Origin of the sequence: Endozoicomonas sp. YOMI1, assembly GCF_024606345.1 — a bacterium.
In the GTDB taxonomy this organism is placed as follows: Bacteria; Pseudomonadota; Gammaproteobacteria; order Pseudomonadales; family Endozoicomonadaceae; genus Endozoicomonas.
Window position 1 is genome coordinate 1 of sequence record NZ_JAHHPM010000351.1, and the last position, 26,165, is coordinate 26,165.

Genomic DNA, 26,165 nt, shown 5'->3' on the forward strand with positions numbered 1-26,165 from the left:
GCTCTGGCGAGATAGAAAGTTCAAACAGTTCGATCGTTCAGAAACGGCTAAAAATACCCGGAGCCTGGTGAAAGCCTTCAAATGCTGTATCAATGCTTTGCTTAAGAACTTTGCGCTCTAACGGGGAATGGGATCAATACTGGGAGCGTTCTGGGTAATTGGTACAAGAACACTTTTAATTTCACCCATATCCTTTCATGCTACAAAGCATCCCCCAGATAAAAATAAGCCGCCCTGCATGAATATAACATTCAGCTAACTCAACACAGCCAGCAGCGCACTGTCAACCGATCAGGGTATGACAGCATCCTTGCTGGAAATATGATGATTAATTCATAATAAAAGAAATAAAATCACTGATTATCAAAATTAACGCGGAGAACTCTTGGTCGCTCAATCCAGTAACTTGGACCAGCAGGAACAATCTCTGTCACACGCAACTCCTGGTCATCAAGGTAAGTAATACGACCATGGTTACGCCCCAGGTAATCACCCACACGAACCCGGTGAACACCGTCAGAGCCACGCACCAGCCCCCAGAATCCTTCATCATTACTGATAGAGCCTACCAAATGGAACGAATCCAATTCAAACTGTTCCAGGTATTGTTTAACACGGTGTGGGTCCGGCTTGATGTTGCTATTGAGCTGTTCCGTGGTCAGCTCAATTTTCACCGGCTGCTTAAAAGGACTCCGCTTGGCAGATGCCTGATAAGTAAAAGCCTCATAAGGCCTGAACTTGGGCAATGGCTCAATATTACCCGTAGGACGGGTCCTCATCTCTGCCATATAGCCATCAATATCTTGATACCCCTGACGGCCACCATCCAAGCATCCAGAAAGAATCAGCGCAGCACCGACAATAATGACAAGTTGAAGCAGCTTCATCATAGCCCCCCCTGATCATTATAGCGGTAAGTTTTTGCAAGGATGTTCATGGTTAACTGATCATTCTTGCCCGGGCGAATCTCAAAATCATGCAAGGTCACTATTCGCGAAAGACTGGCGACACCACTGACGAAATTACCCAGATCATGGTATGTGCCCGTCACGCCAATGCTGATTGGCAGCTCAATATAAAAGTGGCTGACATTTTCATCCTGAAGTTTTATTTCTTCGATCTGAAGACCTGCTCCACGCCCGGTAAAGGTAATGTCCTCAAGCAGCCCGGGAACCTCTGTATCACTGGGCAGCTGTTTCACCAGCGCACCAAACGAGTTTTCCATTTCCGCCATCTGTTCGCGGTAGGCTTTCAGGTTTGCCGACTGAAACGCCCTGATTCGATACTGCTCCCGTAAATCCTGTTCTTTACTGGCAGCAACATCATACTGTTTCTGCAAACTGGTCAGGTGAAACTGGTAACCAACCCCAAGCACCAAAGCCAGAGTCAGAATACAGACAAAGACCCTGGCTCCCAAAGGCCATGAACCGATGTTATCGAAATCAATGTCATTCAGATCAAGCTCATTCAGCTTTTGTATCGAATCTGCAAGGCTCATAGTCCCCCCTTGGCCTGAGTGGGGTTGATCTGCTTAACCGTTAGATCAAACTCATTCCAGCGCTGGCTGTTGGCCGATACTTTCCTTACGGCCGTCAGATTTGGTTCAGTAAACCATTCAGAGTTATCGAAGTTTCTCATCAAGGCAGAGATACGATTATTGGACTCAGCAACCCCAACAAGCGACAGGCGATTTCCCTCTAGCGTTATCTGCTTGAAATAAACCCCCTCAGGAACCACATTTGCGACCTGGTCAAATATCCGAACAATCACAGGGCGATTTCCCTGCAGGTTTTGAATGACCTGCATCCTCTCAAGCAGTTGTTCTTTTTTGGTTCTAAGGTCCTTTATTTCACTGATCCGCTGATTAAGCAGCGTAATTTCATTCTGCAGATATTGGTTGCGGCTCTGCTGGTGGCTGATGTTATGGCTGATGTAAAGATCACCGATAAAGACCAGGCCAATACCAACCAGCACCGTTATCGCCCAGATGGCAATGAAACGCTGCTTGCGTTCTTTCCTGAGCTCTTCACGCCAGGGTAAAAGGTTAATTCTTGCCATCAGTCAAAACTCCTCATGGCAAGGCCACAGGCAATCATCAGCGCTGGCGCCTCAGTGGCCAGTTGGTCCTTATCCACTTTCCCAGCCATGGACATTCCGGCAAAAGGGTTTGCCAGTCTGGTCGGGACCCCCAGTTTATTCTGAATCATTTCCGCCATACCTGGGATTGATGCTGAGCCCCCTACCAGTGCAATGGCATCCACATCATTAAACTGGCTGGACGAATAAAAGAATTGCAATGAACGCGATACCTGCTGAACCACCGTTTCCCGGAATGGTTCCAGGACTTCAGGTTCATAATCATCAGGCAGCCCCCCTTTACGTTTGGCTTTCTCTGCTTCTTCAGGGGTGAGCCCATAACGGCGCTGAATCTCATCAGTCAACTGCCGTCCACCGAATAACTGCTCACGGGTATATACGGTTTTACCCCGGCTGATCACATTCAGTGTGGTTTTCGTGGCACCAATATCGACGATAGCAAGCACCGGATCCTGATCTGGCAGGTCAAGCTGGCCTTCAATCAATTCGCATGCCCGCTCCATGGCAAAAGCTTCCACATCAACAACCCTGGCCGTTAATCCCCCAAGCCGAAGTGCCTCCTCGCGCATTTCAACATTGTCACGACGACAGGCTGCCAGCAAAACTTCAACTCGCTCGGGGTTTTTCTCGTTCAGACCCTGAACTTCAAAATCGATGGCTACTTCATCCATGGCATAGGGAATATACTGGTCTGCCTCAACAGAGATCTGGGTTTCCATCTCATCTTCACTGAGGGAAGCATCCATATCGATGGTTTTGGTGATAACGGCAGCGCCTGATACACCGACTGCGGCACTTTTCAGGCCAGTTCTGGATTGGGAGAGAGCTCTTGCAACGGCTTCGCCAATGGCATCAACTTCATGAATATTATTTTCAACAACGGCTCCTGGCGGAAGGGGCTCAACACAGAAAGCTTCGACTCTATAAACACTGCCTCTTAGCCCTAATTCAATGACCTTGACAGATGTCGAGCTTATATCCACCCCTAAAACGGCATTTGATTTTTTCTTCAGCAGCCCAAACACTGGTGCAATCCTTGGTTATTAGTTATAAGATCAACAGCTCTAATTTAATAACAGTCTGTATACTTTCGCAATTACAGCCGCCATTCAGCCAACTCTAAACATTGGATTTTAAAGGAAGATCCTTCTGCAACCCAAGACTGTGGCGCGTACAGGAAAACCAAATTTTCAGCTGATGGCCATTTCACCATATAATACTCAGTCACGTACGGCTGTCAGGACGACTCTTGTTATGACAAGACAGTTTAATGATGTCACAAATTCAGCCGGTGACCTTTGCTTTATCAGGATGCCCTAACAGCATGAAACGGTCGGTTAAACTTCTTAAATTCCTGTTCTGGTCACTACTAACAGTAGCCAGTGGAATTCTGCTTGTCAGTGCCAGTGCCTATTTATACCTCAGTCCTTCGCTACCTTCTGTGGAATCGTTGCGAGACGCCAAATTACAGACACCTCTGCGAGTTTACTCTCAAGATAATCTGCTCATTGCCGAGTTCGGCGAAAAACGCCGATCCCCCATTCAGTTTGAAGACGCTCCCATACACCTGATCAAAGCCTTTATGGCTGCCGAAGACGACCGTTTTTATTACCATCCCGGCGTTGACATCATGGGCCTGATGAGGGCCGCTGTTCAACTGGTCAGTACAGGCAGCATTCAATCCGGCGGCAGTACCATAACAATGCAGGTGGCCAAAAACTTCTTCCTGAGCCATGAGCGGGTATTTTCACGAAAATTCAATGAAATCCTACTCGCCTTGCAAATAGAACAGCAACTGTCCAAGGATGAAATCTTTGAACTCTATCTCAATAAAATTTATCTGGGAAATCGCTCTTATGGTGTAGAGGCCGCCGCACAGGTTTACTATGGCAAAGCCATTGATGAGTTGAATCTGGCCCAGATCGCCATGATTGCCGGTCTGCCAAAAGCACCTTCCCGCTATAACCCGATCAATGACCCCAAACGGGCCCTGATTCGACGGGACTGGATCCTGGGGAGAATGAAAGATCTGGGCTACGTGACTCACGAAGAATATACCGACGCAGTCAACCAGCCGGTAACCGCCCGCTATCATGGCGCAAAAATCGAACTTGAAGCACCTTATATCGCCGAGATGGTTCGACAGCAAATGGTTGAACAATATGGCCCGGATGCCTACACCGAAGGTTTTCAAGTCTACACCACCGTCAGCAGCGAGCTCCAGGAGGCGGCCAACCTTTCGATAGCCCATGGGTTAATGGCCTACAACGAACGCCATGGTTACCAGGGCCCAGTCACCAACCTGTTTGATAATATTCCGGAAGAAGGCTGGCAGCAGCGCATCAACAAAACCCCATCGCCTGGTATTCTGTTACCCGCCATGGTCACCCGGGTCGGAGAGGAAGACGTAGAAATTGGCCTGAAAAACGGCAATAGCGCTAAAATCAGCTGGGAAAATCTGAGCTGGGCAAAGCCTTTTCTAACCGTAAACAGTGCTGGTCGCTCACCTGAAACACCTGCAGATGTTGTCAAAATCGGAGACCAGATCTGGGTAAGGGTTACAGAAGATGGCAGCTACCGTCTGGCCCAGGAACCACAGGCACAGGCAGCCCTTGTTTCAATGCACCCGGAAAATGGTGCAATTCTGGCTTTGGTGGGAGGGTACAACTTCTATGACAGTATGTATAACCGCGCCACTCAGGCCATCCGTCAGGCAGGCTCATCGTTCAAACCCTTTGTTTATGCTGCGGCCATTGCTAACGGCATGACTGCGGCAACCATCGTCAATGATGCACCGATTGTTTTTGATGATGCCAACCTTGAAGATAGCTGGCGGCCAAATAATGACAATATGAAGTTCAATGGCCCCATGCGTCTGCGTGAAGGCCTCTATCGCTCAAGAAACCTTGTCTCTATCCGTGTTCTGCGTCAGATGGGTATCAGCAAAACTGTTAACTATCTTAAGCAGCTGGGCTTCAAGGAAGAGTCTTTAAGCCGTGACCTGTCACTCTCCCTGGGCAATGTCTCCATGACACCGCTTGAACTGGCTTCTGGCTATGCAGTTCTGGCCAATGGTGGTTTCCGTATTGAGCCCTGGCTGATCCAGCGAATTGAAACCACCGATGAACTTATTTTTGCCGCCAACGCAGCAATAGCCTGCAATGAAACCTGTATTGCCAGCCTGAATCAAGACACCATGGAGATGCAAGGTGAAGATGAGAGCCCCTATTTCAGCGATCCAGAGCTTGAGGAAATGCTGATTCAGGAAGATACTTCACTCACTGAACCTGACGATCAGCCGGTAATCGCCAAATCCGTTATGTCACCCCAGGTTAACTACATCATGAACGACATCCTTAATGACGTAATCTGGAAAGGCACCGGCAGACGGGCCCGGGAATTAAAACGGCAGGATATCGCTGGTAAGACCGGAACCACCAATGACAGTAAAGATGCATGGTTTGTTGGCTTTAACCCAGATGTCCTGACTGCCGTCTGGGTGGGTATGGACGACTTCTCAACACTCGGGCGCTGGGAATATGGAGCCAATGCAGCTCTGCCAATCTGGATTGACTATATGCATACCGCCCTGGATGGCAAACCGGAACATAAAACAGCACAACCGGAGGGCGTGATCACCCTGAAAATTTCACCAGAAACCGGCAAGCTTGCCCTGCCCGGAGACCCCAACGCTATTTTCGAAATTTTCCTCCAGGAAAACGCCCCACAACAATACAGTGATGAAGGCTTGCCACCTCTTGGCGAGATGGACCTTGAGTTTTCACCAGAAGATCTTTTTTGATGCTGATCAAATATCCGAAACAGAGTTCAACGGGTAATGGGCAGGGTATTCCTCCCTGGCAACGCCAGAGTCAACTGCAGCCTGAGCCACAGCGGCAGAAACCCGCCCAAGCAGCCGGGAATCCATAGGCTTTGGGATAATATAGTCCGGACCAAAACTCAGCTTGGCACCACCGTAAGCCTTCATAACCACTTCCGGGACTGGCTCTCTTGCCAGCTCCCGAATGGCATTAACGGCCGCAATTTTCATCGCTTCATTAATGCGTGAAGCGCGTACATCCAATGCACCCCGGAAGATAAACGGGAAACCAAGGACATTATTCACTTGATTCGGATAATCTGAGCGCCCGGTAGCCATAATGACATCAGGACGAACCTCCTTAGCCAGCTCAGGACGAATCTCAGGATCGGGATTGGCACAGGCAAAAACGATCGGGTTTTCAGCCATTTTCTCCAGCTGTTCCGGAGACAGCAGGTTGGCACCGGAAACACCCAGGAACGCATCCGCCCCATCAATAGCGTCATCCAAGGTGCGACAAGGCGTTGCAACAGCGAACACTGCCTTGTACTGGTTCAGATCATTGCGCTCTGAATGGATGACCCCCTTGCTATCCAGCATCAGAATATTGTCTGGCTTGAAGCCGCAGCTGATCAGCAGTTTCACACAGGCAATGGCCGCCGAACCGGCCCCCAGGCAGACCAACTTTGCCTCTTCAACACCCTTTCCGGCAATCTCAAGGGCATTGAGCATAGCCGCTGCCGTCACGATCGCAGTACCGTGCTGGTCATCATGGAAAACCGGAATATCACAATCTTCAATCAGACGACGTTCAATTTCAAAGCACTCAGGTGCTTTGATATCTTCCAGATTAATACCACCAAAGGTACAGGCAATTCGTTTCACAGTATCAATGAACGCCTGTGGGCTCTCAGATTCCACTTCAATATCAATCGAATCAACACCGGCAAAACGCTTAAACAGCAGAGCTTTGCCTTCCATAACCGGCTTACTGGCCAGTGCGCCCAGGTTACCCAGACCGAGAATCGCTGAACCATTACTGATTACTGCAACCAGGTTACCTTTGCCGGTATATCGATAGACATCCTCTGAATTTTCAGCAATCGCCCGCACCGGCTCCGCGACACCCGGGCTATATGCCAGTGAAAGATCCAGCGCGGTCTCTGCCGGCTTGGTAATTTCAATCGAAATTTTTCCAGGTTTTGGAAGACCGTGATAATCAAGTGCAGCTTGCTTCATTTCCATGAGTTTTTACTGATATGGGGAGGAGATTATATGAAGGCCCAGAATATATGATGGAAATGGGGGTAACAAGGTCAATTCAAAAAATAACAGGCCATACAAAAAAGGCGACTGCAAAACAGTCGCCTTTTTAAACCTTTCGTTCGGTAAGCTGCCAGCTCGGTTACTTGCGAGCGCCCAGCTTGCCAAAACGCTTGTTGAAGCGTTCGATACGGCCGCCGGTATCCATCACCTTCTGAGTGCCAGTGTAAAATGGGTGGCACTTGGAGCAAACTTCGATACTCAGCGGCTTGCAAAGCGTCGAGCGAGTTTTGATTTTGTTACCGCAGCTGCAGGTAACTTCGATTTCTTCGTAGTTAGGATGGATATCCTGCTTCATTTGAGCTTCCTCGAACTGGTGTATGCCGCCACCTGTCTCTCAATAGAGCCTTGGTGTTATCAGGCTCTGGAGACAGGCACCGCAAACGGTATCCACCTCAGCATAATGAGCTGAGAGGGTAAAGAGCGGAGGATACTACCAGAGATTATGACTGAGGGAAACAGCCTTATGTTCGTCCCATATACGTAGTTTTCAATCCATTATCCGATCATCGGCACAACTTGCAATGACAAAAAAACAATATACAAAATTAACAAATTACCGTTTTAATTCTTTCACCTCCAACTCTGTTTCAGGAGAGAAACCATGAGCTTAACCGTTTGGGCTTCCTTCCAAGATATGGAAAAACTTGTTGGATAAATACGGCTGGACATCCAGAAAAGTCTGGCGAAAACTGACGACAGAACCCTTGAAGCAGGAGACTGGCTGGATGCCCATCATCGATATTAATGAAACCACAGAGGCCTTTAACAGTGCCGAACTGTCCGGTGAATACCATGAACATAGATTGCTTGTATTTTTATGATATTGATCTGGTGTGGGCCGCCAGCAGACAAGGCTTTATCGGGATACGCAATTTACTGCAAGGCAACGAAACCGATTCCAAACCTCCCCCATATGATCTGGCATGGGCAGCCGTGAATGGACAAATAGGGACCGTCAACACACTATTGGCCAATGGAGCTCTTCCCAGTCTGTCTACATTTGCCTTATCGTTGGCAGCCGGCCAAGGGTATGCCGGAATCGTCAACACTCTGCTGGCCCACGGTGCCACTCCACATCAGTCACCGGATGCATTGGTGTGGGCCGCCCAGAATGGTCATCTTGTCATTATCAACACCCTGCTGGCCAACGACGCCACTCCTCACCAGTCGCCAGACGCCCTGGTAAAGGCCGCCAAAAACGGGCACACCGATATCGTTGACATCCTGCTGGCCAACGGAGCCGCGCCCAGCCACTCTCCATACGCCCTGTCGCTGGCGGCCCGGAATGGGCATGCCGGGATCGCCGAAACACTGCTAGCCAACGGAGCCACCCCCCAACAGTCTCCAGAAGCCCTGGTGTGGGCCATCCAAAATGGTCACAGCACGATTGCCAACACCCTGCTGAACCATGGAGCCGATCCTAACCAGTCACCAAATGCCTTAGTGTGGACCGCTGAGAATGGTAATATTGAGATGGTCAAAACATTGCTGAGCAAAGGAGCCGCCCCGGAGCACTCTCCAGAAGCATTGGTGCAAGCCTCCAGAAAGGGACAGCTTGAGATCGTTAACACACTTATGGCCAAAGGTGCCAACCTCCATCAGTCGCCAGCGGCCCTGGGCTGGTCCGTAAGTAATGGGTATGTCGAGATCGTCAACGCATTGCTGGCCAACGGAGCCACAACTCAACAGCTATCCAAGGCCCTGTTCTGTGCTGCTGCAAGAGGACATATAGGGATCGTCAACACTTTGCTGGCCAACGGAGCCGTCCCACATCACTCACCAGATGCCCTCGTGATGGCCGCCCAGGAGGGTCACATTAAGGTTGTCAGCATCCTGCTGGCCAACGGTGCTACCCCCAATCAGTCTCCTGAAGCCCTGACGCAAGCCTCCTCGAATGGCCATGTCAGCATCGTTAAAACTTTACTGGCACATGGAGCCGACCTCCACCAATCACCAGCGGCCCTGCACTGGGCATCCAGGAAAGGACAAACCGAAATCACTTACATTCTGAACAATCACATACCCGAATTACAATGCCAACAACCAATTTCCCTGCAACTGTGCATACGAAAGAGCATCCGTAACCGATTGATCGAAAATCTGAACATCAGTGGGCAACCGGTGCGGTCAGCAATTGATGCACTGCCACTACCCGATCCATTGAAGAAGTTTATCTATAACCCACTACTTTCAACACCTTCTTAAAACACTGAGGCAGAATAGGTCAAGGTGGATTAACCTCAACCCACCCGACCCGGTTTCAGTTCATGCCAGCTTTCAGTTCCTGTATCATCTCCCCCATAGAAATACCACGATGGAACCTGAATGAGCAGCAAACCGGCGGACACTTCTGACGCAGCAAATGATCAAGCAACCACTGAACAGTCCGTCTCCGCCAGGCTCATCGTAGAAAAATTTATCAGAGTCGCTATCCCTTCCCCTCTGAGGCGGTTGTTCGACTACTTACCACCAGACACGCATTCTGCCACTGCCATTCACCCTGGCAGCAGAGTCATCGTGCCTTTTGGCCCACGACAAATAGTCGGTATTGTTCTCTCCATCGAATCCAGCACTGACATTCCTGCCAATAAGCTGAAACAAATCATTACTGTCCTGGATGAAGAGCCACTGGTACCAGGGGATATTATCCAGCTATGCCAATGGGCAGCCCGTTATTACCATCACAGCGCAGGAGAAACTCTGCACCAGGCTCTACCGAAAAACCTGCGCCTGGGAAAACCTGCATCCACCGGCAGCATGCCTTTCTGGTACCCCCTGGTTGAACTGGAAATTGAGCTACGAAACCAACTAAAACGATCAAAAAAACAGCTGGCCGCCCTGACGCTGATTTGTGAAAACCCTGAAGGCATCAGTGCCACGGAGCTCTATGAATACGGTTTCAGCAAAAGCACTCTAAAAGAGCTGGTCAAAAAAGGATTAATCCATTCCCGGGATATTGAGCCCTCCCCATGCTTGTTTACCGAAACCACCAACCCACTGAAGTCTGCCCACCTTCAGCTGAACGAAGAGCAGGCGTTTGCCTGTGAAGCCATTACCGATGGCCTCGGATCCTATCGCACTTATCTTCTGGAAGGCATCACGGGCAGCGGCAAAACCGAAGTGTATTTACAGGCTATTTCAGCAGCATTGGCCAACGGCAGGCAGACATTAGTACTGATTCCGGAAATCGGGCTCACCCCTCAGACAGTCAAGCGCTTTCGTGATCGTTTCAACGTACCGGTTGCCTGCCTGCATTCGGGGCTCAGCGATGGTGAACGGTTACAGGGTTGGCTCGAAGCGGCCAGAGGTGCGGCCGGCATATTGATTGCCACCCGTTCAGGTATTTTCACCCCAATGCCATACCTCGGGCTCATTATTGTCGATGAGGAGCATGACGGCTCCTATAAGCAGCAGGAAAGCCTGCGATATAACGCCAGGGATCTTGCGATTTTCCGTGGCAGACAGTGCCACTGTCCGGTCGTCCTTGGATCGGCAACCCCCTCTATGGAAACGCTACACAATACGCACCAGGGAAAATACACTCAGCTTCACCTGAAGCAGAGAGCGGGAAATGCACGTCCACCCGCCATGGAGTTGCTGGATATGCGCCACCAGGTTCTGAAAGACGGCTTATCCACAGAACTGCTGCAAAGAATGGCAGCTCATCTTGGACGAGGCAATCAGGTGATGGTTTTCCTGAACCGTCGTGGCTACGCACCATCCATGATCTGTCAGGACTGCGGCACCATTATCGACTGCCCGCACTGCGATGCACATATGACCATTCACCGTTACCCTCCCCATATGCACTGCCATCATTGCGATCTGCAACAGGCCATCCCATGGCAGTGCCCATCGTGCCGGAGCCGAAAGCTGCAACCTGTTGGCCAGGGTACGGAGCGGACAGAGCAGACCCTCAGCCAACATTTCTCCGGTTATCCCGTGCTGAGAATCGACCGGGACACCACTCGCAGAAAACAGGCGTTGAGCGATATGCTGAAGGAAGTGCAGTCCGGCAAACCCTGCATACTGCTGGGTACGCAGATGCTGGCGAAAGGTCACCACTTCCCGAATGTCACCCTGGTTGCCATCATCAATGCCGATGCAGGGCTATTCAGCTCTGACTTCAGAGGACTGGAAAGAACCGGTCAATTGATTATGCAGGTGGCGGGGCGAGCAGGACGGGGAGATAAACCCGGACAGGTTATTATTCAAACCTATAATCCAGCACACCCTGCTCTCCAGCTTCTGTCCATGAACGACTACAGCCGTTTTGCCAGCAGTCTGTTTATGGAAAGAAAAAGCCTGAATCTTCCCCCGGAGGGATATTTAACCCTGATTCGATCAGAGTCTGTAAACCAGGGGGAAAGTGAGGCTCTGCTCTCAGCGTTGAGACACTATGCTGAGCAGGCAGCCAAAGGCAGCAATGTTCGGTTACTGGGTCCGATTCCAGCACCCATGGAAAAGCGTCAGGGACGCTACCGCTGGCACCTTCTTATCCAGGGAAAAAGCAGAAATCATTTACACGCGGTGGTGAGTGGCGTTGTCAGCTACCTGGAAAGCCACCGGCTTCCCAGACAACTGAAGTGGACGGTAGATATTGACCCTCAGGAGATGAGCTAAAGCATCCGCGATATGGCCTGAATTTGTCCCCGCTGGAAGTTCTGCATGGCACTTTTCCGGGCAAAATCAAGATATCGCTGGATATCACTGTCCGGCAGGGATCGATAGGTGTAGAGAAAGATATCCCGCATTCTTTCCGGCATATCTTTCCGGATATAGGGCTTTTCCTGGGCTTTCAACACCTGGGCAGGCCTCATTGGCTGCTCGGCACCTGCGGGCATGACCTCCCGAAGCATTCTCTGGGCTCCCACTGAAGCACTGGCAGCCAGCTCAGTACTCAGCTCAACAGCATCAAGTGCTTCCATCAACTCTTCTATCAAGATTATCCGGCTATTTCTAGGCAGCTCCGCCGACAGTTTTTCCCGGATATACTTCTCCATTTTTGCCTGATTGGCAGGATTACTGGCTTCAGCCTCAAGGCGGAGAATTTTCTTACCCAGGGGCGATCCGAACCAGTCAATCAACCGGTCCAATTCACCAACCGACAACGCTTCATCCAGGGTTACTTTCATGGAAGCCCGAAAAAAATCGGGACTGTAGCGAATTTTAACCACCTGATTGACCGTATCCACAACTGGCTCAGGAATCGGATACTTCTGCCTCTGAAGAGTCATACTGTCGTGTATCCAGTCAAGCTGACGTTCCAGTCCTGTCTGGTCATAAAGTTTATCCAACAGCTGATGCTTTGCAGGTGATGCCAATGCATTGGCAATAAAAAGCAGGGGAGCGAACAAACCTACAACTACTAATCTCTTTCCGTCCATAGTCAGAGCCGTGTTGATACCGTTTATTGTGAAACAGTCAGTTAATATATCTACCAACCCACTGTACAGGGTGAGCGACAGTGACTGTATTATCACCAAACCGCTCACCTTTACCATACTCTGTTGAGTATCAGTCGTAAAGTTTACTGACGATGGCCGTTACCGCCGTTTCGACCCGTAAAATACGTGGTCCAAGATGGATCCTGTGAAACCCGACCTGTGCCAGTTTATCCACTTCATAGTCAATAAAGCCCCCTTCCGGGCCAATAGCCAGCACAGCAGGTTCAGAAATCTGATGAGGGCAGCTTTCACCCCCTAGCGGGTGAGCCACCAGCCCCAGCTTTCCTGCCACCAGGGTCGGCAAACGATCTTCCACAAAAGGTTTGAAACGCTTCTCAAGAATCACTTCTGGCATGATCGTATCCCGGGCCTGCTCAAGACCCAGTATCAGCTGCTCACGCACTTTCTCAGGGCTTAACCAGGGGGACTGCCAGAAACTTTTTTCAACCCGATAACTGTTCATCAGGATAATCTTTTTAACCCCCAGCGCCGTCAGATGCTGGAGTGAACGTTTGAGCATTTTTGGCCGGGGTAAAGCCAGCAGAACCGTCAAAGGAAGGGCCGGAGGGGGAGGCGTATCCAGCTCAACTTCCAGGTGCATTTTTTCTGAAGACAGATGAGTAATTTTCCCCATCCCCACCTTACCATTGACCAGACCAACACGCAGCTCATCACCTTCAATAGCCTGATGAACGTCCAGCACATGTTTTAACTGCCGCTGGTCCAGCTCTGCATGCCATTCATCAATAAAGTGTTGTTGCTCAAGGAGGAGAAGATTCATCTAAACAGCCATACGCTGGTAAGCCAGTTAGCAGTAAGGAACTGAAACTGGCACATTCATAAAAAGGAAAATCAGAGCACTCAGAGCGCTTAAAAAGCGACGCCTCTGCGATAGTCATCCACAAGCCGGTCAATCTCATCAAGCACCCTATCAATGGCTGCCGACGATAGCTTGATATTACCAGATACCAACTCATCCCTTAACTCATCCACAGACGAATAATCACCCGGAAGCAATGTTTTAAGGGGGTGAAAGCCCGGATCAGAAAGTAACCACAGCAGACCGTTCTGGATCACCTCGATGGGAACGTCAAATGGTGAGTGATGGTAGAAATGGTCGGGATTATACACTTCCTGACCAATTGAGAAGTGGGGATATGGCATACTTCCTCCCTGAAACAAAAACATCCTGATGGATTGAACTTTTAACCCGTTAATCAACTCTATTCATCAGCAAATAAAAATAAATATTCAATTTCTACATACTAGCATTATTTACCACCGACAATGAGGAACTCATGTTATGGAGTCATGCTCTTTCTATAAGCCGCCTGTGATAAACCCAAATAACGAAAGCAGAACAGACCTTGAGAGCGTAACATCCAACAGGGAGGAGCATACTGTCCAGTTACCACCCATTCCTGAGCGATCCCTGTTTGCCCGGAGCATTACCTATGCTCAAGCTGTTCTATCGTCGGTGATCAATCGACAAAAATTCGAGATTTTATATACTGAAGCATTTATTCAAAGACTGCTGACTAAAGAGCAACCCTTTGACCCTGATACACTCTATGTTGTCCGTCCAAACTTACCGGAAGAAGCTCAGGCTTTTTCTCCCTCCGGTGCCTATGAATTTCTGATAGATCCCCATTTTTGTGGCACCCTAGATCTTTCAAAGACGGGTATAATCCACTGGCCCGAGAAGTTACGCATAAACGGTTCATTGAATTTATCAGAATCGTCCATAGATCGGCTTCCCAAGATCCTTATTGTTAATGGAGATTTGAACATCTCAGGCTGTCAAAACCTGAAATCATTATCCGAAATAAAAACTGTGGTGGATGGCAAACTTATCGCTCGAAACAGTGGACTAAGATCAATCCAGTCAAAACTGGAAGCAAACTCTCTTGATCTAACAGGGTCTACTGATTTTGGTGTTTTTGGCAGTGCTGATCAATTCACCATTGCGGGTGAAATCATTCTGAACGGTTGCCAACGCCTTGATGGAAATCTCCCCAACTGGTTATTTACCATTGGGCCAATGCCTGACGGGCGCCGTCGGCGTATCGACCTGTGTAATACCGGAATTACCGATGAAACTCTGGGTGGTGCTTTTCGGTTTCCAATTGATCTACCTACTATTAGGTGGAACGGCAAGACAGGTGAACTCACATTCGATTCGCTAAAACAATTAGGATTAAACGAAGCTTATGAGAGCAGGGCATTGGGACAGAGCGCTATGCATCTGCCTCATCAGGTTTCCGACTCTTCACAAACCGGGCAAAGAGAATTCCGCACTCAAACAACAGCCACATCGGAATCGCCAGCAGAGACTGAGAAATTACGTCAGGTGGCGTCATGATCATACCGATCACAAAACAACCAACCACCACGTACGGGCGTTTTTCCTTAAGGCTTTCGACCGAAGTTACGCCCGACCACACCAGCAGAACCGTCGCCACAGGAATTTCAAAAGCGATACCAAAGGCAAAGAACAGTTTCAGGATAAAGTCCAGATAACTGTTGATATCCGTCATTACGGTGACTGACTCTGGGCCAACCGTGGTGAAAAACGAGAAAATCAAAGGGAAGACCACGTAATAAGCAAAGGCAATCCCCAGGTAAAACAACACGACACTGGCAACCAGCAGGGGAATCGCAATGACCTTCTCGTGCCGATACAGGCCAGGAGCAATAAAGCCCCATGCCTGATGGAGAATAAATGGAATCGCAATAAACAGCGACAGCACAATGGTCAGCTTAAAGGGAGCCAGAAAGGGTGAAGCCACCTCGGTAGCAATCATGGTACTGCCTTCAGGCAGGCTGGCGCGAAGTGGTTCGGAGATATAAACGTAAATATCGTTGGCAAAGTAAAACAGCCCGGCAAAAACCACCAGAACGGCAATCAGGCTTTTCAGGATACGTCCACGCAGCTCAAGGAGGTGCTGAACGAGAGGCTGCTCTTTATCCTGGTCTGTTTCTTTTGATGTCTGTTGAGAATGATCCGACGTTTTTTGCGACATAGTTACTTACTGCCCTTTTCCTGAGACAAACGAGCAGAAGCGTCATTCACTGCCTGTTTCTTAACACTGCCATCTCCACTCACTGAGCCACTGTCACCCTTGGGCGAAGTATTTACACCGGAAGAAGTTTGGTCTTCGGTAGGATCAATGCTCACAGACTTTTTCAGATCATTGATCTGACTTTGAAACTGTTCGCGGGTTTTATTCAACTCTTTCATGACAGCTTCATTGTGCAATTGCTGCTTGATTCCGTCGGCATCAATCTCCCGCTCAAGCTCCTCTTTTACGGACTGAAAACTGCGACGAATTTTGCCCACCCAGTAAGCGGTTGTCCGGATGGCCTGAGGCAGGCGCTCCGGACCCAACACCACCAGGGCAATGACGGCAACCAATAATAACTCTGTAAAACCTATATCAAGCACAGCGAACTATCGCACCTCTCGATAACAGCAACCTTCAACCACTCAATCACCAAGGGATTGCTATAGTCTCCCCGCAAGAGTGGATCACACTTGGCTCAAAAGAACACTTTCCACCAGAAAAACTGACCTGAAAGCCCTTTTATGCAATCAAGACTGCTTGTGCCTGGACTTTTCCAGGTCAGACTCAAGATTACGCTGCTCAACAGAGCCAGCCTTTAGTTCAGCTTTCCCTGAGTCTTTTGCATTATCCTTCTCATCATCAGAACCCAGTGCTTTTTTAAAGCCTTTTACCGCACTGCCCAGATCACTGCCCATTCCGCGAAGCTTTTTCGTACCAAAAAGCATCACCACGATCAACAGAATGATCAGCAACTGCCAGATACTGATACCACCAAAACCCATTTTCTGCTCCTTCAGCTCTCCATAAAAGCTGATCAAATAATACACAAAGAGCGGACATATTACCCCATTCCATCGCTTGGGGTGTGGCTATTTTGCAACAAACGTTCAGGAAAAGTCGGGAAATACAGTTACCCGCGGGATGCTTTCTCTTCTATACCGGAAAGCCCGAAACGACGATCCAGCTCATTCAACACATCAGCAGGCTCAAGCCCAAGATGGGACAGCATGACCATGGTATGGAACCAGAGATCAGCCGTTTCATAAATAACCGCCTCCCGATTATGGTCATATTCTGATGCCTTGGCGGCAATCAGCACTTCTGCTGACTCTTCCCCCACTTTTTTCAGAATATGGTCCAGTCCCTTGCTATGAAGCTGTGCAACATAAGAGGAATCCGGATCAGCTTGCCTGCGGTTGGTTAATACTTCAGTCAATTTTTTGATTATATCGCTCATGTTTTAACCTGTGGGATGATTTACAGCAAAGAATACAGCCTTTACTGATGTCCATAAATCGTTGCCGGATCCTGCAACACCGGCTCTTCGGTATCCCACGATGCGTCTTCATGGTTATCCCTGAGGCGACGATAAAAGCAAGACTTACGTCCTGTGTGACAGGCAATACCACCTGTTTGTTCCACTTTCAGCAGGATCGCATCGCCATCACAGTCAAGGCGACACTCTACCAGCCGTTGCGTATGGCCAGAGCTTTCGCCCTTGCGCCATAGCCTGCCCCGTGAACGGGACCAGTAAATGGCAACCTGTTCTTTCAGGGTCAGTTCCAGCGATTCCCGGTTCATCCAGGCCAACATCAAAACCTCTGCGGTTTTATGGTCCTGGGCAATGGCTGTCACCAGGCCATCATCGTTCCATTGGACCTCATCCAACCAGTGAGTTGTTTTCATAACACTATCCAATCAGTTTATTTGTTCACATACTTACGCGGCTGATCAGATATCATATCCCTGTTACCCACCGAGACACGACAACGTTAGCATACAGGCAGTAACACAACAGGTTTGGAGAAGATCACCTAAACAACCATTGCCCATTAGCTGTTCACAACACCCTTTATTGTTAGCACGCCGCTCTATCTGGAGAGCATCTTCTCTCATCTGTCTCATGACCTTATTGAGTAAAAGCACATTATTACGGTCAGGAATAGCTTGTGGAGTCTGCCTCATAGCTTCCGAGTAGGACGGCGGGGGCGCAGCGCACAGGTGACAAGGCTGGGAAGCAACGACGTCATGCCCCGAGAAACGTCCAGACACATCTGGACCTGACGCTTGAGTAGCACCGTAGCCTGATGGTTGGGCGCGGCTTACAAAACCACCCGGAACCGAATTCATGGGGCAACTCCTGATAGCTGATGGATACCAATATGTTGACCCCCGGTATTAGAAAAAGTTCATGGGCCGATTCGTGCCTGACCCGGGGGTTGTCATAACAACGGTGTAAGCTGGCAACCTTCTTACCGAACAACCAGCCAACCACCCATTGCCACAGCCAGTAATCCAACCATTGCCTGATCCAGCAGCTCTTTTTCCACAAAAAGGGAACCGGAAGTCACCATCAACGCCCCGCCTGCCAAAAGTAGGAGAACGCCAAAACGTCTCTGCTTTTGCCGGCGCTTTTCCGCCCTCACTTGCTGATGATGCAACGCCTGTTGCTGATCAACCAGGGTTCGCACCGTTGACATCACTCTTTGAGCCATCACGGGAGCACTTAGCAGCCAGTCTGCACTTTGCTCCTTAAGATGGCAGAGAATACCCGTTGGACTGACCTGGTCTTTCATCCACTTTTCCAGATAGGGCTGAGCCGTGGCCCAGAGGTCAAGATCCGGGTATAACTGCCGCCCCAATCCCTCGACATTCAATAATGTCTTTTCCAGAAGCACCAGTTGTGGTTGAACCTGCATATTAAAGCGACGGGCCACCTGAAAGAGTCTGACCAGTAGCTGGCCGAAGGAGATATCCTTAAGTGGCTTTTCAAATATCGGTTCACAGACGGTACGAATCGCCGCTTCAAGCTCCCCTACCGGCGTATCTCTGGGCACCCATCCGGAATCCACATGCAACTGGGCAACCTTGCGGTAGTCCCGCCGAAAGAAAGCCAGCAGGTTACTGGCCAGATAGTGCTGATCTTCCGGCTCAAGCGTACCGATAATGCCACAATCGATCCCGATATAGCGGGGCTCTGCAGGAATGGTGGTATCAATAAAAATATTGCCCGGATGCATATCCGCATGGAAAAAGCGATCCCGAAACACCTGGGTAAAGAATATTTCAACGCCCCGCTCTGCCAGCTTTTTCATATCCACATGCCGGGCTTTCATTGTGGCAATATCGGAAACCGGAACCCCATAAATCCGCTCAACGACCATCACTTTTGTGCGGCAATAATCCCAATAAACCTGAGGCACAAACAACAGGGGAGAGGTCAGAAAGTTACGTCGCAGCTGGGAACAGTTAGCCGCTTCCCGCAACAGATCAAGCTCATCCAGGATTGTGCGTTCATAGTCTGCCACTACTTCCACCGGCTTCAAACGACGAGCGTCTTTTGATAGAGTAATCAGCAAACGGGCAAACAGGTACATTAAGCCAATGTCTTTGCGAATCACCCGGTCGATACCCGGGCGAATCACTTTGACCACCACCTCTTCGCCGGTATGAAGCTGAGCGGTATGGACCTGGGCAACAGAAGCAGAAGCTAATGGTTCACGATCAAAACGGGCAAACAGGGTGTCTACCTTCTTGTCAAGAGAGCCGCCCAGACTGGACTCAATAATGCCAATCGCCTCTGTGGCAGGAAACGGCGGAACATCATCCTGAAGCCGGGACAACTCATCACTGATATCATCCGGCAACAGGTCCCGCCGGGTTGAGAGGATTTGCCCGAACTTGATAAAGATAGGCCCGAGCGCCTCCAGGGAAAGGCGGACACGCTCACCCCGGGGAGCATTATTACGGATAAAATAACGCCAGGGCAGCAGAATCAGCAGGCAGCGCAGCCAGAACGGTGAGCGCTCCGGATCAATCAGATTATCCAGCCGGTTACGGGCGACAGCGGCCACAATTTTCAACAAACGGATCAACGTCAGGCCCCCGACTTATGATTTGGCATCAGATAGATCTTTTGTAGGTTGCATGGTTTGCCATTGCTCCTCCAGCCGGTCCATGGACTCAGCAAGGCGCCCCACTTCTTCTGCAAAGCCTGCCACTTCAACCCTTGATGGAATCAGGCGAAGCTCTTCCTGAAGGTATTCCCCGAGGTTGTCCATAACCAGTTGCTGCCCTCTGTGAACATGGTCACCGACAAAGCGGAGTCCCCGGGCCATCATATGCCCGGGGATATCACCAAAGGTCTGGCAAAGCGGTCTTTCCCAGTCGATCTCCATCTGCTGGTGAATCTGCTGCAAATCAGCAATCAGCGCTTCATCCCCGGAAACACTCAACCCGGAAACATCAGCAAACGGCAGATTTTTGCGGGTAGCCAGTGAGGCAAATGCAATGCTGGATCCCGTAAAAGTGGCATTCACCGCGCCTTCGCTCTCTTCTCCAAGAGTACCAGCAAGACGAATGCGGTCATGCTCAAAGTGGACATAACATGACCACTCTGGCGAAGTGCACTGAAAAGCGACCACCTTACCAAACCAATGTGACAGTTTTTTAATGGTTACCGGGTCCAGAGCCAGCAGCCCATTGACCTGGCGCTCAATGGCTGCCAGCAGACCCATTGTGAAGACAATCTTGTCATAAGGACTGTCATTAGAGCCGACCATCAGGGCTTAACTCCCTTATGCAGCGCCACAATACCTCCGGTCATATTGTGGTAGGCGGTATTGACAAAACCGGCCTCTTTCATCATGCCTTCCAGCGTCTCCTGATCCGGATGCATGCGAATACTTTCCGCAAGATACCGATAGCTTTCGGAGTCCCCGGCCACCAGCTTGCCCATGATCGGCAGCAAACTGAACGAATAGACATCATAAGCCTTGGTCAGCAACGGATTTTTTGTCTTGGAAAACTCAAGAACCAGCAACCGCCCACCCGGCTTCAACACCCGGCACATAGAGCGTAGCGCGGCATCCTTATCCGTCACATTGCGCAGACCAAAAGCGATAGTAATGCAGTCAAAGGTGTTATCCGGGAAAGGCAGGCATTCGGCATTGGCCTGGACAAACTCCATATTGCCAACAATGCCCTGGTCAATCAGTCGATCCCGACCAACGCGCAACATGGATTCATTGATATCCGCCAGCACGACACGTCCGGTTTCCCCAACAATACGGGAAAACTGTTTTGCCAGATCGCCAGTCCCCCCGGCGATATCCAGTACCACATGACCGGGCCTGGCGGCAGAAAGTTCAATGGTAAAACGCTTCCAGAGACGGTGAATGCCCAGGGACATCAGGTCATTCATCACATCATAGCTGCTGGCTACCGAGTGAAAGACACCCGCTACCAACCTCTCTTTCTCACTCTCTGGCACATCACGATAACCAAAGTGCGTTGTGCCATCATGCTTTTGCTTGCCACTGTCAGTCATGATCCTTCCCGGCATTCATTCGATCAATATTATGGCTGGCTATTGTAAAGGCAAAAAGCTTATGGCGTAAGCATGAGAACAGGTATCGTCACCATTACTGGAAAAAACGGCTAAAACTCTCTAACCGGGAGAGAACGAGAGAGAAGTCATGGAATAAGCTTCCGTAATCAACTACCATCACAGCCACTATTTATTATTGGTTCTGTCATTACTCATTCTGCCCCATGGACTTCAACCGTATCTCCGGCCTGCGCAGCCACCCGGCCTGGCGACTGTTGCAGGCTGACAGCGCACCGCTGATTATCAGCTTCCTCTACCGTGCCTTTATTGCCACCAACCAACGTTCGGTGGGGGCAGAAGAGTTGGCCACCAAGCTGGACGATTACCTGCACCATTTACGGGAAACCACCGGTGAGAACCGGTACCCCAAAAAAGGGCGGGATTATCTCAACAACTGGTCTGCCGGTGAACACGGGTATTTAAGAAAGTATTACCCACCCGCCAGCATGGGTGATGAACCGCTGTTTGACCTGACACCCGCCACCGAAAAAGTGATTGAGTGGATTGCCAGCTTTGAGCAGAAACAATTTGTCGGCACCGAGTCCCGACTGCTGACCATTTTCCGGCTACTGCGAGAAATTGCCGATGAGACCGAGACCGACCCCACCCTGCGCATTCAACAATTAGAGCAGGAAAAAACCGCCATTGAACGACAGATTGCCCAGCTTCGCGAGGGTCATGTCACCCCCCACGATGGCACCCGTATCAAAGAAAAATTCCTGCAGGCAGAGGATACCGCACGACAACTGTTGTCTGACTTCCGCCAGGTTGAAGAGAACTTCCGGGCACTGGACCGGGGAGTCCGGGAGCGGATCACCACCAGCAGCAGCGGTAAAGGCCAGATGCTGGACACCATTTTCTCTGAGCAGGATGCCATTACCGAATCGGATCAGGGGCGCAGCTTCAAAGCATTCTGGAGCTGGCTGATGTCTCCGGTCAGCCAGGAGGAATTGCAAGAGACATTGCAAAAAGTTCTCCGACTGCCGGAAATTAATAGCCTCAACAGTGACAAAGACCCTTTGCTGGACGGCATCCGATTCCGCCTGCTGGAAGCCGGGGAAAAAGTAAACAGCACCTGCGCCCTGTTAGTGGAACAGTTACGCCGCTACCTGGATGACCAGGCCTGGTTGGAAAACCGTCGGATTATGGAGATTGTCCGGGATATTGAGCAGAACGCCATCACCATTCGCCAGACCCCGCCACCGGACAAACTGTTCACCACATTGTCGCCATTAAAACCGGAAGTGGAGCTGCCCATGGGCCGGGGACTGTTCCGCCCTGCCCTGCGCCCGGTGATTGATGAAGTTCCGGAAGAGGGTCAGGGCGATATGGACACCAGCGCACTCTATAATCAGCACTATGTGGATGAGCAGGCACTGAAAAGCCAGATTCGCTTCGCCCTGCAGACCCGGTCACAAATCACCCTGGCAGAACTGCTGGAACTCTACCCGGTGAAAAAAGGGTTAAGTGAAGTGGTCGCCTACTTACATATCGCTGCTGAATCGGATCGGGCGGTAATCAACGCTGAACATAATCAGGCTGTTCAGTGGCTGGACAATACCGGGAACCCTAAAGCGGCGTGGATGCCTTCGGTGATTTTTACCCGTTAATGGTTTTTTACCTATTAATAACTTCGTCATAACAAAATGAGTAAGAATGAATCAGCCCCATCACAGGGGAACGCCAATCTGGGTGTAGTTGTGGTCAACCTAATGAAAGGCGTTGTCTACCGGGACCAGAATCCCGCGGTATGGCAGCAGCTTGAAGAACTTCATGGGCCAGTATTGGACTATGTACGGGTCATGGGTCTGGACCTGATCCTGGACGAAGCCGAAGGCTACGCTTTTCTCCGGCAACTGGATGAAGAGACCGTCGAAACAGACGACGACAAGACAAAGCTACCCCGACTGGTGGCCCGTCGCCCCCTCAGTTTTCCGGTCAGCCTGCTCTGCGTACTGCTGCGTAAAAAAATGGTGGAGCAGGATGCCAGCGGTGGTGATGCCCGGCTGATCCTGAACCGTGAACAGATCGTCGAGATGATGCGGGTGTTCCTGCCGGACCGGGCCAATGAAGCACGACTGTTTGACCAGATCGACACCCACATCAATAAAGTGGCCGAATTCGGCTTCCTTAAAAAACTATCAGGCAATCCCCCCGCCTGGGAAGTACGGCGCATCATCAAGGCACTGGTGGATGCCGACTGGCTGGCGGATTTTAACGACAAACTCAAGGTATACCGGGACCATGCAGACACACTCGTTTGATTTTTCCGACAGCTCGAAACGGGCTGGTTTCCGTTTGGCAGCCCTGGAAGTGCTGAACTGGGGAACCTTTCACAAAAAAATCTGGGTCGCCACCCCCGGTGGTGATAACAGCCTGCTGACCGGGGATATCGGTTCCGGTAAATCCACCCTGGTGGACGGTCTCACGACCCTGTTGGTACCCAGCCAGAAAATCACCTATAACAAGGCGGCGGGTGCCGAAACCAAAGAGCGCAACCTCACCTCCTATGTGCGCGGATACTACAAAAGTGCCAAAGATGACGACACCCTCAGTGCCAAAGCGGTGGCCCTGCGCGACCATAACAGCTACAGCGTCTTGCTGGCCCGTTTTGTCAACGAAGGGTTTGACCAGACCATCACCCTGGCCCAGGTATTCTGGAGCCGGGATAACAGCAATACGCCGGAGCGCTTCTATCTGGTGGCACGCAAACCGTTATCCATTGCCAAACACTTCAGCGGCTTTGGCAGCGATATTGCTGACCTGAAAAAAAAGCTGAAACGGAAGGAGCACATCAAGCTGTTTGACAGTTTCAGCCAATACCAGGCTGAGTTCCGTCGCCAGATGGGTATTGAAAACGATCAGGCTTTGGAGCTGCTTTACCAGACCGTCTCCATGAAATCCGTGGGCAACCTGACCGAGTTTGTCCGCAGCCATATGCTGGAAAGCACCGATGCCGGGGAGAAAGTCAACGAACTCAGTCGTCAGTTTGACAACCTTAACCGGGCTCATGAGGCAGTACTGAAAGCTCGCCAGCAAATTGACCGCCTCGCCCCCATGATTGACAACTGCGACCAGTATGAAAGCATTGAGTCGAGCATTGCGGCCCTGCGTCAGTCCAGGGAAGCGCTGTATGGCTTTTTTGCCGATAAAAAAATCACGCTGCTGACGGAACGCATCCAACGTCGGGAACAGGAACAGCAAAAACTCGAATCCCGCCTGCAGGAGCTGCGTCTGTCCATTGATGACCTGCGCACTACCAGCCGGGAACTGGAACGGGCTATTGACCAGAATGGCGGCCAGCGCCTTTCCGAACTGAAAACAGAACTGGAACGACTGGGGCGGGAACGGAACCGCATCGCCAAAGCCTGTGATGATTACCAAACACTGTGCAACATCCTGGAATTCTCCCAACCTGCAGACGACGATGGCTTTTTTCATAACCGCCAGCAGGCAGAAACCGGGCTGGAATCCCTGGAGAAACAGCAGGCCGACCTGCAAAACCAGCAAGTGGAACACCGTGTTGAGTTCCAGAAACTGCGCAGCCAGCACGATGAACTTGAAGCAGAAATCGCCTCGCTGAAAAGTCGTCAGTCCAATATCCCCAGCCGCAACCTGGCCATTCGTCAGGCGCTGAGTGAATCTCTCAACCTGCCGGAATCCACCCTGCCCTTTGCCGGTGAACTGCTCCAGGTGCGTGAAGAAGACAAACACTGGGAAGGGGCGGTTGAACGAGTACTCCATAATTTCGCCCTGAGCCTGCTGGTACCCGATGAGCACTACCAGTCCGTTGCCGACTATGTGGATCGCACCCACCTCAAGGGACGACTGGTCTATTACCGGGTGCGCCAGCCCGCCCGTGCCACTGGGGATACCCTTGACCCCCGCTCCCTGTGCCGAAAAGTCTCCATCAAAACTGACAGCCAGTTTTATAGCTGGCTTGAGCAGGAACTGTCCCAGCGTTTTGACTATATCTGTTGCGACCAGATGGCCGACTTCCGCCGGGAGATACGGGCCATCACCACCGCCGGACAGATCAAAAGTGGCGGCAGCCGCCATGAAAAAGACGACCGTTACCGTATTGATGACCGTTCCCGCTTTGTCCTGGGCTGGAGCAACCGGGAAAAAATCTTCACCCTGGAAGCCACCCGTAAACAGTTGGAAGCGGAAATTCAGAAATCCGCCAGCGCTGAGACCCAGTTCAACCAGCGGATAAACCAGCTGAACCAGCGGCAGTTAGATCTGAAGCTGCTGCTGAAATATGCGGATTTTGCCGAAATCAACTGGCAACCCCTGGCCATCCAGATCAACAGTCTGGAACAGGAAAAGCAGCAGCTTGAAACCGGCTCCGACATTCTTCGCACCTTGCGCGAGCGCCTGGAACGCTGTGAAGCAGCGACTCGTGAAAAAGAGGAACAGGAGCGTAAACTGACCAGGGAGTCCGGTACCGCTGCAGAGAAACTGAAACAGGATCACAAACTGCTGAAGTTCTCTGAGCAACAGCTGGCGGAGCTTTCGGAAACCGCACGTGAATCCTGCTTTCCCACCCTTGCCGAAATGGAACAGGAAGCCCTGGGGGACAAAAAGATCACCATTGAAAATTGCGACAGCTCCCAGTCCATCATGCGCAGCTGGCTGCAGAACCGCCTGGATAGCCGGGAGAAAAAATCCCGGGAACTGGCGGCCCGGATTACCGGCCAGATGGCGGATTACAAAAACGCCTATCCCCAGGAAACCCGTGAAGTGGACGCCTCCATGGGCTCAGTGGCGGAATTCACCGCCATGCTGGAAACCCTGCAAGGGGAAGACCTGCCCCGCCATGAGCAACGGTTTAAACAGATGCTCAATGAAGGCACCATCCACAACATGGCCATGTTCCAGAATTGGCTGGATCATCAGCAACAAACCATTCGGGATAAAATTGCCACCATTAACCGCTCCCTGGCCGCTATTGACTACAGCGACGGCACCTATATACGACTTGTGGCGGACAATCACCGGGACCCGGAGATCAACCAGTT

The 26,165-nt window shown here is 50.7% G+C and carries 25 protein-coding genes; 7 read left to right on the top strand and 18 right to left on the bottom strand.

Annotated features, from left to right (window positions below; genetic code table 11):
• Positions 1-353 precede the first annotated feature (353 nt).
• Genes KDK15_RS12630 through KDK15_RS12645 form a run of 4 tightly spaced genes read right to left on the bottom strand, consistent with a single transcriptional unit; the run spans position 354 to position 3,122 of the window.
• On the bottom strand, positions 354-890 hold the full coding sequence (locus tag KDK15_RS12630) for a pilus assembly protein PilP (RefSeq protein ID WP_257295728.1): 537 nt from the start codon (positions 888-890) through the stop codon (positions 354-356).
• Entirely contained in the window at positions 887-1,498 is a 612-nt protein-coding gene (locus KDK15_RS12635; RefSeq protein WP_257295730.1) for a type 4a pilus biogenesis protein PilO, read from the bottom strand. Before KDK15_RS12635 ends, KDK15_RS12630 begins: the two co-directional genes overlap by 4 nt.
• Entirely contained in the window at positions 1,495-2,058 is a 564-nt protein-coding gene (locus KDK15_RS12640) for a PilN domain-containing protein (RefSeq protein WP_257295731.1), read from the bottom strand. The genes KDK15_RS12635 and KDK15_RS12640 overlap by 4 nt, the downstream gene beginning before the upstream one ends.
• On the bottom strand, positions 2,058-3,122 hold the full coding sequence (locus KDK15_RS12645; RefSeq protein ID WP_257295733.1) for a pilus assembly protein PilM: 1,065 nt from the start codon (positions 3,120-3,122) through the stop codon (positions 2,058-2,060). The genes KDK15_RS12640 and KDK15_RS12645 overlap by 1 nt, the downstream gene beginning before the upstream one ends.
• A gap of 299 nt (positions 3,123-3,421) precedes the next feature.
• Between KDK15_RS12645 and KDK15_RS12650 the strand changes: the two genes are divergently transcribed.
• Positions 3,422-5,899, top strand: coding sequence for a penicillin-binding protein 1A (locus KDK15_RS12650; RefSeq protein ID WP_257295734.1), 2,478 nt, complete (start codon positions 3,422-3,424; stop codon positions 5,897-5,899).
• Between the two features lie 6 nt (positions 5,900-5,905).
• Here KDK15_RS12650 and KDK15_RS12655 read toward each other — a convergent pair whose 3' ends face one another.
• Both KDK15_RS12655 and rpmE read right to left on the bottom strand, forming a co-directional pair.
• Positions 5,906-7,162 carry a malic enzyme-like NAD(P)-binding protein gene (locus tag KDK15_RS12655; RefSeq protein ID WP_257295735.1) on the bottom strand — a complete coding sequence of 419 codons (1,257 nt, stop codon included), beginning with the start codon at positions 7,160-7,162 and terminating at the stop codon, positions 5,906-5,908.
• A 160-nt stretch (positions 7,163-7,322) separates the two neighbouring features.
• Positions 7,323-7,538, bottom strand: a complete 216-nt coding sequence (rpmE, locus tag KDK15_RS12660) for a 50S ribosomal protein L31 (protein ID WP_101745013.1) — start codon at positions 7,536-7,538, stop codon at positions 7,323-7,325.
• Positions 7,539-7,890: 352 nt separating this feature from the next.
• Here rpmE and KDK15_RS12665 point away from each other — a divergent pair, with 352 nt between their 5' ends.
• From KDK15_RS12665 to KDK15_RS12675, 3 genes are all read left to right on the top strand, one after another.
• A complete protein-coding gene (locus tag KDK15_RS12665) occupies positions 7,891-8,064 on the top strand; it encodes a hypothetical protein (RefSeq protein WP_257295736.1) in 174 nt (57 codons plus the stop codon).
• Positions 8,036-9,448: an ankyrin repeat domain-containing protein gene (locus tag KDK15_RS12670; protein WP_257295737.1), complete on the top strand. Its 1,413-nt coding sequence runs from the start codon at positions 8,036-8,038 to the stop codon at positions 9,446-9,448. The genes KDK15_RS12665 and KDK15_RS12670 overlap by 29 nt, the downstream gene beginning before the upstream one ends.
• 120 nt (positions 9,449-9,568) lie before the next feature.
• On the top strand, positions 9,569-11,866 hold the full coding sequence (locus KDK15_RS12675) for a primosomal protein N' (protein WP_257295738.1): 2,298 nt from the start codon (positions 9,569-9,571) through the stop codon (positions 11,864-11,866).
• Here the strand turns inward: KDK15_RS12675 and KDK15_RS12680 are convergent.
• The 12 genes from KDK15_RS12680 to ubiE all read right to left on the bottom strand — a co-directional run bounded on the left by KDK15_RS12680 (position 11,863) and on the right by ubiE (position 21,084).
• Positions 11,863-12,600: a DUF2059 domain-containing protein gene (locus KDK15_RS12680; RefSeq protein ID WP_257295739.1), complete on the bottom strand. Its 738-nt coding sequence runs from the start codon at positions 12,598-12,600 to the stop codon at positions 11,863-11,865. The genes KDK15_RS12675 and KDK15_RS12680 overlap by 4 nt on opposite strands.
• Positions 12,601-12,760: 160 nt before the next feature.
• The gene (locus tag KDK15_RS12685; RefSeq protein WP_257295740.1) at positions 12,761-13,471 is read right to left on the bottom strand and encodes a 16S rRNA (uracil(1498)-N(3))-methyltransferase; all 711 of its coding nucleotides are present in this window, start codon (positions 13,469-13,471) and stop codon (positions 12,761-12,763) included.
• 89 nt (positions 13,472-13,560) lie between these two features.
• Positions 13,561-13,854, bottom strand: coding sequence for a hypothetical protein (locus KDK15_RS12690; RefSeq protein ID WP_257295741.1), 294 nt, complete (start codon positions 13,852-13,854; stop codon positions 13,561-13,563).
• A gap of 1,073 nt (positions 13,855-14,927) precedes the next feature.
• Entirely contained in the window at positions 14,928-15,713 is a 786-nt protein-coding gene (tatC, locus tag KDK15_RS12695) for a twin-arginine translocase subunit TatC (RefSeq protein ID WP_257295742.1), read from the bottom strand.
• A gap of 2 nt (positions 15,714-15,715) precedes the next feature.
• Entirely contained in the window at positions 15,716-16,135 is a 420-nt protein-coding gene (gene tatB / locus KDK15_RS12700; protein WP_257295743.1) for a Sec-independent protein translocase protein TatB, read from the bottom strand.
• Positions 16,136-16,282: 147 nt separating this feature from the next.
• On the bottom strand, positions 16,283-16,537 hold the full coding sequence (gene tatA, locus KDK15_RS21045; RefSeq protein WP_306800338.1) for a twin-arginine translocase TatA/TatE family subunit: 255 nt from the start codon (positions 16,535-16,537) through the stop codon (positions 16,283-16,285).
• A gap of 128 nt (positions 16,538-16,665) precedes the next feature.
• Complete coding sequence (locus KDK15_RS12710; RefSeq protein WP_257295744.1) at positions 16,666-16,992, bottom strand: phosphoribosyl-ATP diphosphatase; 327 nt, start codon at positions 16,990-16,992, stop codon at positions 16,666-16,668.
• Positions 16,993-17,033: 41 nt separating this feature from the next.
• Positions 17,034-17,441: a phosphoribosyl-AMP cyclohydrolase gene (gene hisI, locus KDK15_RS12715; RefSeq protein ID WP_257295745.1), complete on the bottom strand. Its 408-nt coding sequence runs from the start codon at positions 17,439-17,441 to the stop codon at positions 17,034-17,036.
• Between the two features lie 63 nt (positions 17,442-17,504).
• Positions 17,505-17,885, bottom strand: a complete 381-nt coding sequence (locus tag KDK15_RS12720; protein ID WP_257295746.1) for a hypothetical protein — start codon at positions 17,883-17,885, stop codon at positions 17,505-17,507.
• 122 nt (positions 17,886-18,007) lie between these two features.
• The gene (gene ubiB, locus KDK15_RS12725) at positions 18,008-19,636 is read right to left on the bottom strand and encodes a ubiquinone biosynthesis regulatory protein kinase UbiB (protein ID WP_257295753.1); all 1,629 of its coding nucleotides are present in this window, start codon (positions 19,634-19,636) and stop codon (positions 18,008-18,010) included.
• Between the two features lie 9 nt (positions 19,637-19,645).
• Entirely contained in the window at positions 19,646-20,317 is a 672-nt protein-coding gene (locus KDK15_RS12730; RefSeq protein WP_257295747.1) for an SCP2 domain-containing protein, read from the bottom strand.
• Complete coding sequence (ubiE, locus tag KDK15_RS12735; RefSeq protein WP_257295748.1) at positions 20,317-21,084, bottom strand: bifunctional demethylmenaquinone methyltransferase/2-methoxy-6-polyprenyl-1,4-benzoquinol methylase UbiE; 768 nt, start codon at positions 21,082-21,084, stop codon at positions 20,317-20,319. The genes KDK15_RS12730 and ubiE overlap by 1 nt, the downstream gene beginning before the upstream one ends.
• A gap of 224 nt (positions 21,085-21,308) precedes the next feature.
• Here ubiE and KDK15_RS12740 point away from each other — a divergent pair, with 224 nt between their 5' ends.
• From KDK15_RS12740 to KDK15_RS12750, 3 genes are all read left to right on the top strand, one after another.
• Positions 21,309-22,754, top strand: coding sequence for a DUF3375 domain-containing protein (locus KDK15_RS12740; RefSeq protein ID WP_257295749.1), 1,446 nt, complete (start codon positions 21,309-21,311; stop codon positions 22,752-22,754).
• Between the two features lie 36 nt (positions 22,755-22,790).
• Positions 22,791-23,408: a DUF4194 domain-containing protein gene (locus KDK15_RS12745; RefSeq protein ID WP_257295750.1), complete on the top strand. Its 618-nt coding sequence runs from the start codon at positions 22,791-22,793 to the stop codon at positions 23,406-23,408.
• Positions 23,389-26,165: ATP-binding protein (locus tag KDK15_RS12750; protein WP_257295751.1), on the top strand; the 2,777-nt coding region annotated here is incomplete at its 3' end. The genes KDK15_RS12745 and KDK15_RS12750, both read left to right, overlap by 20 nt.

Bases quoted from the DNA above. Each gene is read 5' to 3' on its own strand.
- KDK15_RS12630 (WP_257295728.1), bottom strand. From the start codon at position 890: ATGATGAAGCTGCTTCAACTTGTCATTATTGTCGGTGCTGCGCTGATT.
- KDK15_RS12635 (WP_257295730.1), bottom strand. From the start codon at position 1,498: ATGAGCCTTGCAGATTCGATACAAAAGCTGAATGAGCTTGATCTGAAT.
- KDK15_RS12640 (WP_257295731.1), bottom strand. From the start codon at position 2,058: ATGGCAAGAATTAACCTTTTACCCTGGCGTGAAGAGCTCAGGAAAGAA.
- KDK15_RS12650 (WP_257295734.1), top strand. From the start codon at position 3,422: ATGAAACGGTCGGTTAAACTTCTTAAATTCCTGTTCTGGTCACTACTA.
- KDK15_RS12655 (WP_257295735.1), bottom strand. From the start codon at position 7,162: ATGGAAATGAAGCAAGCTGCACTTGATTATCACGGTCTTCCAAAACCT.
- rpmE (WP_101745013.1), bottom strand. From the start codon at position 7,538: ATGAAGCAGGATATCCATCCTAACTACGAAGAAATCGAAGTTACCTGC.
- KDK15_RS12670 (WP_257295737.1), top strand. From the start codon at position 8,036: ATGAACATAGATTGCTTGTATTTTTATGATATTGATCTGGTGTGGGCC.
- KDK15_RS12675 (WP_257295738.1), top strand. From the start codon at position 9,569: ATGAGCAGCAAACCGGCGGACACTTCTGACGCAGCAAATGATCAAGCA.
- KDK15_RS12685 (WP_257295740.1), bottom strand. From the start codon at position 13,471: ATGAATCTTCTCCTCCTTGAGCAACAACACTTTATTGATGAATGGCAT.
- KDK15_RS12690 (WP_257295741.1), bottom strand. From the start codon at position 13,854: ATGCCATATCCCCACTTCTCAATTGGTCAGGAAGTGTATAATCCCGAC.
- tatC (WP_257295742.1), bottom strand. From the start codon at position 15,713: ATGTCGCAAAAAACGTCGGATCATTCTCAACAGACATCAAAAGAAACA.
- tatA (WP_306800338.1), bottom strand. From the start codon at position 16,537: ATGGGTTTTGGTGGTATCAGTATCTGGCAGTTGCTGATCATTCTGTTG.
- KDK15_RS12710 (WP_257295744.1), bottom strand. From the start codon at position 16,992: ATGAGCGATATAATCAAAAAATTGACTGAAGTATTAACCAACCGCAGG.
- hisI (WP_257295745.1), bottom strand. From the start codon at position 17,441: ATGAAAACAACTCACTGGTTGGATGAGGTCCAATGGAACGATGATGGC.
- KDK15_RS12720 (WP_257295746.1), bottom strand. From the start codon at position 17,885: ATGAATTCGGTTCCGGGTGGTTTTGTAAGCCGCGCCCAACCATCAGGC.
- KDK15_RS12730 (WP_257295747.1), bottom strand. From the start codon at position 20,317: ATGGTCGGCTCTAATGACAGTCCTTATGACAAGATTGTCTTCACAATG.
- ubiE (WP_257295748.1), bottom strand. From the start codon at position 21,084: ATGACTGACAGTGGCAAGCAAAAGCATGATGGCACAACGCACTTTGGT.
- KDK15_RS12740 (WP_257295749.1), top strand. From the start codon at position 21,309: ATGGACTTCAACCGTATCTCCGGCCTGCGCAGCCACCCGGCCTGGCGA.
- KDK15_RS12745 (WP_257295750.1), top strand. From the start codon at position 22,791: ATGAGTAAGAATGAATCAGCCCCATCACAGGGGAACGCCAATCTGGGT.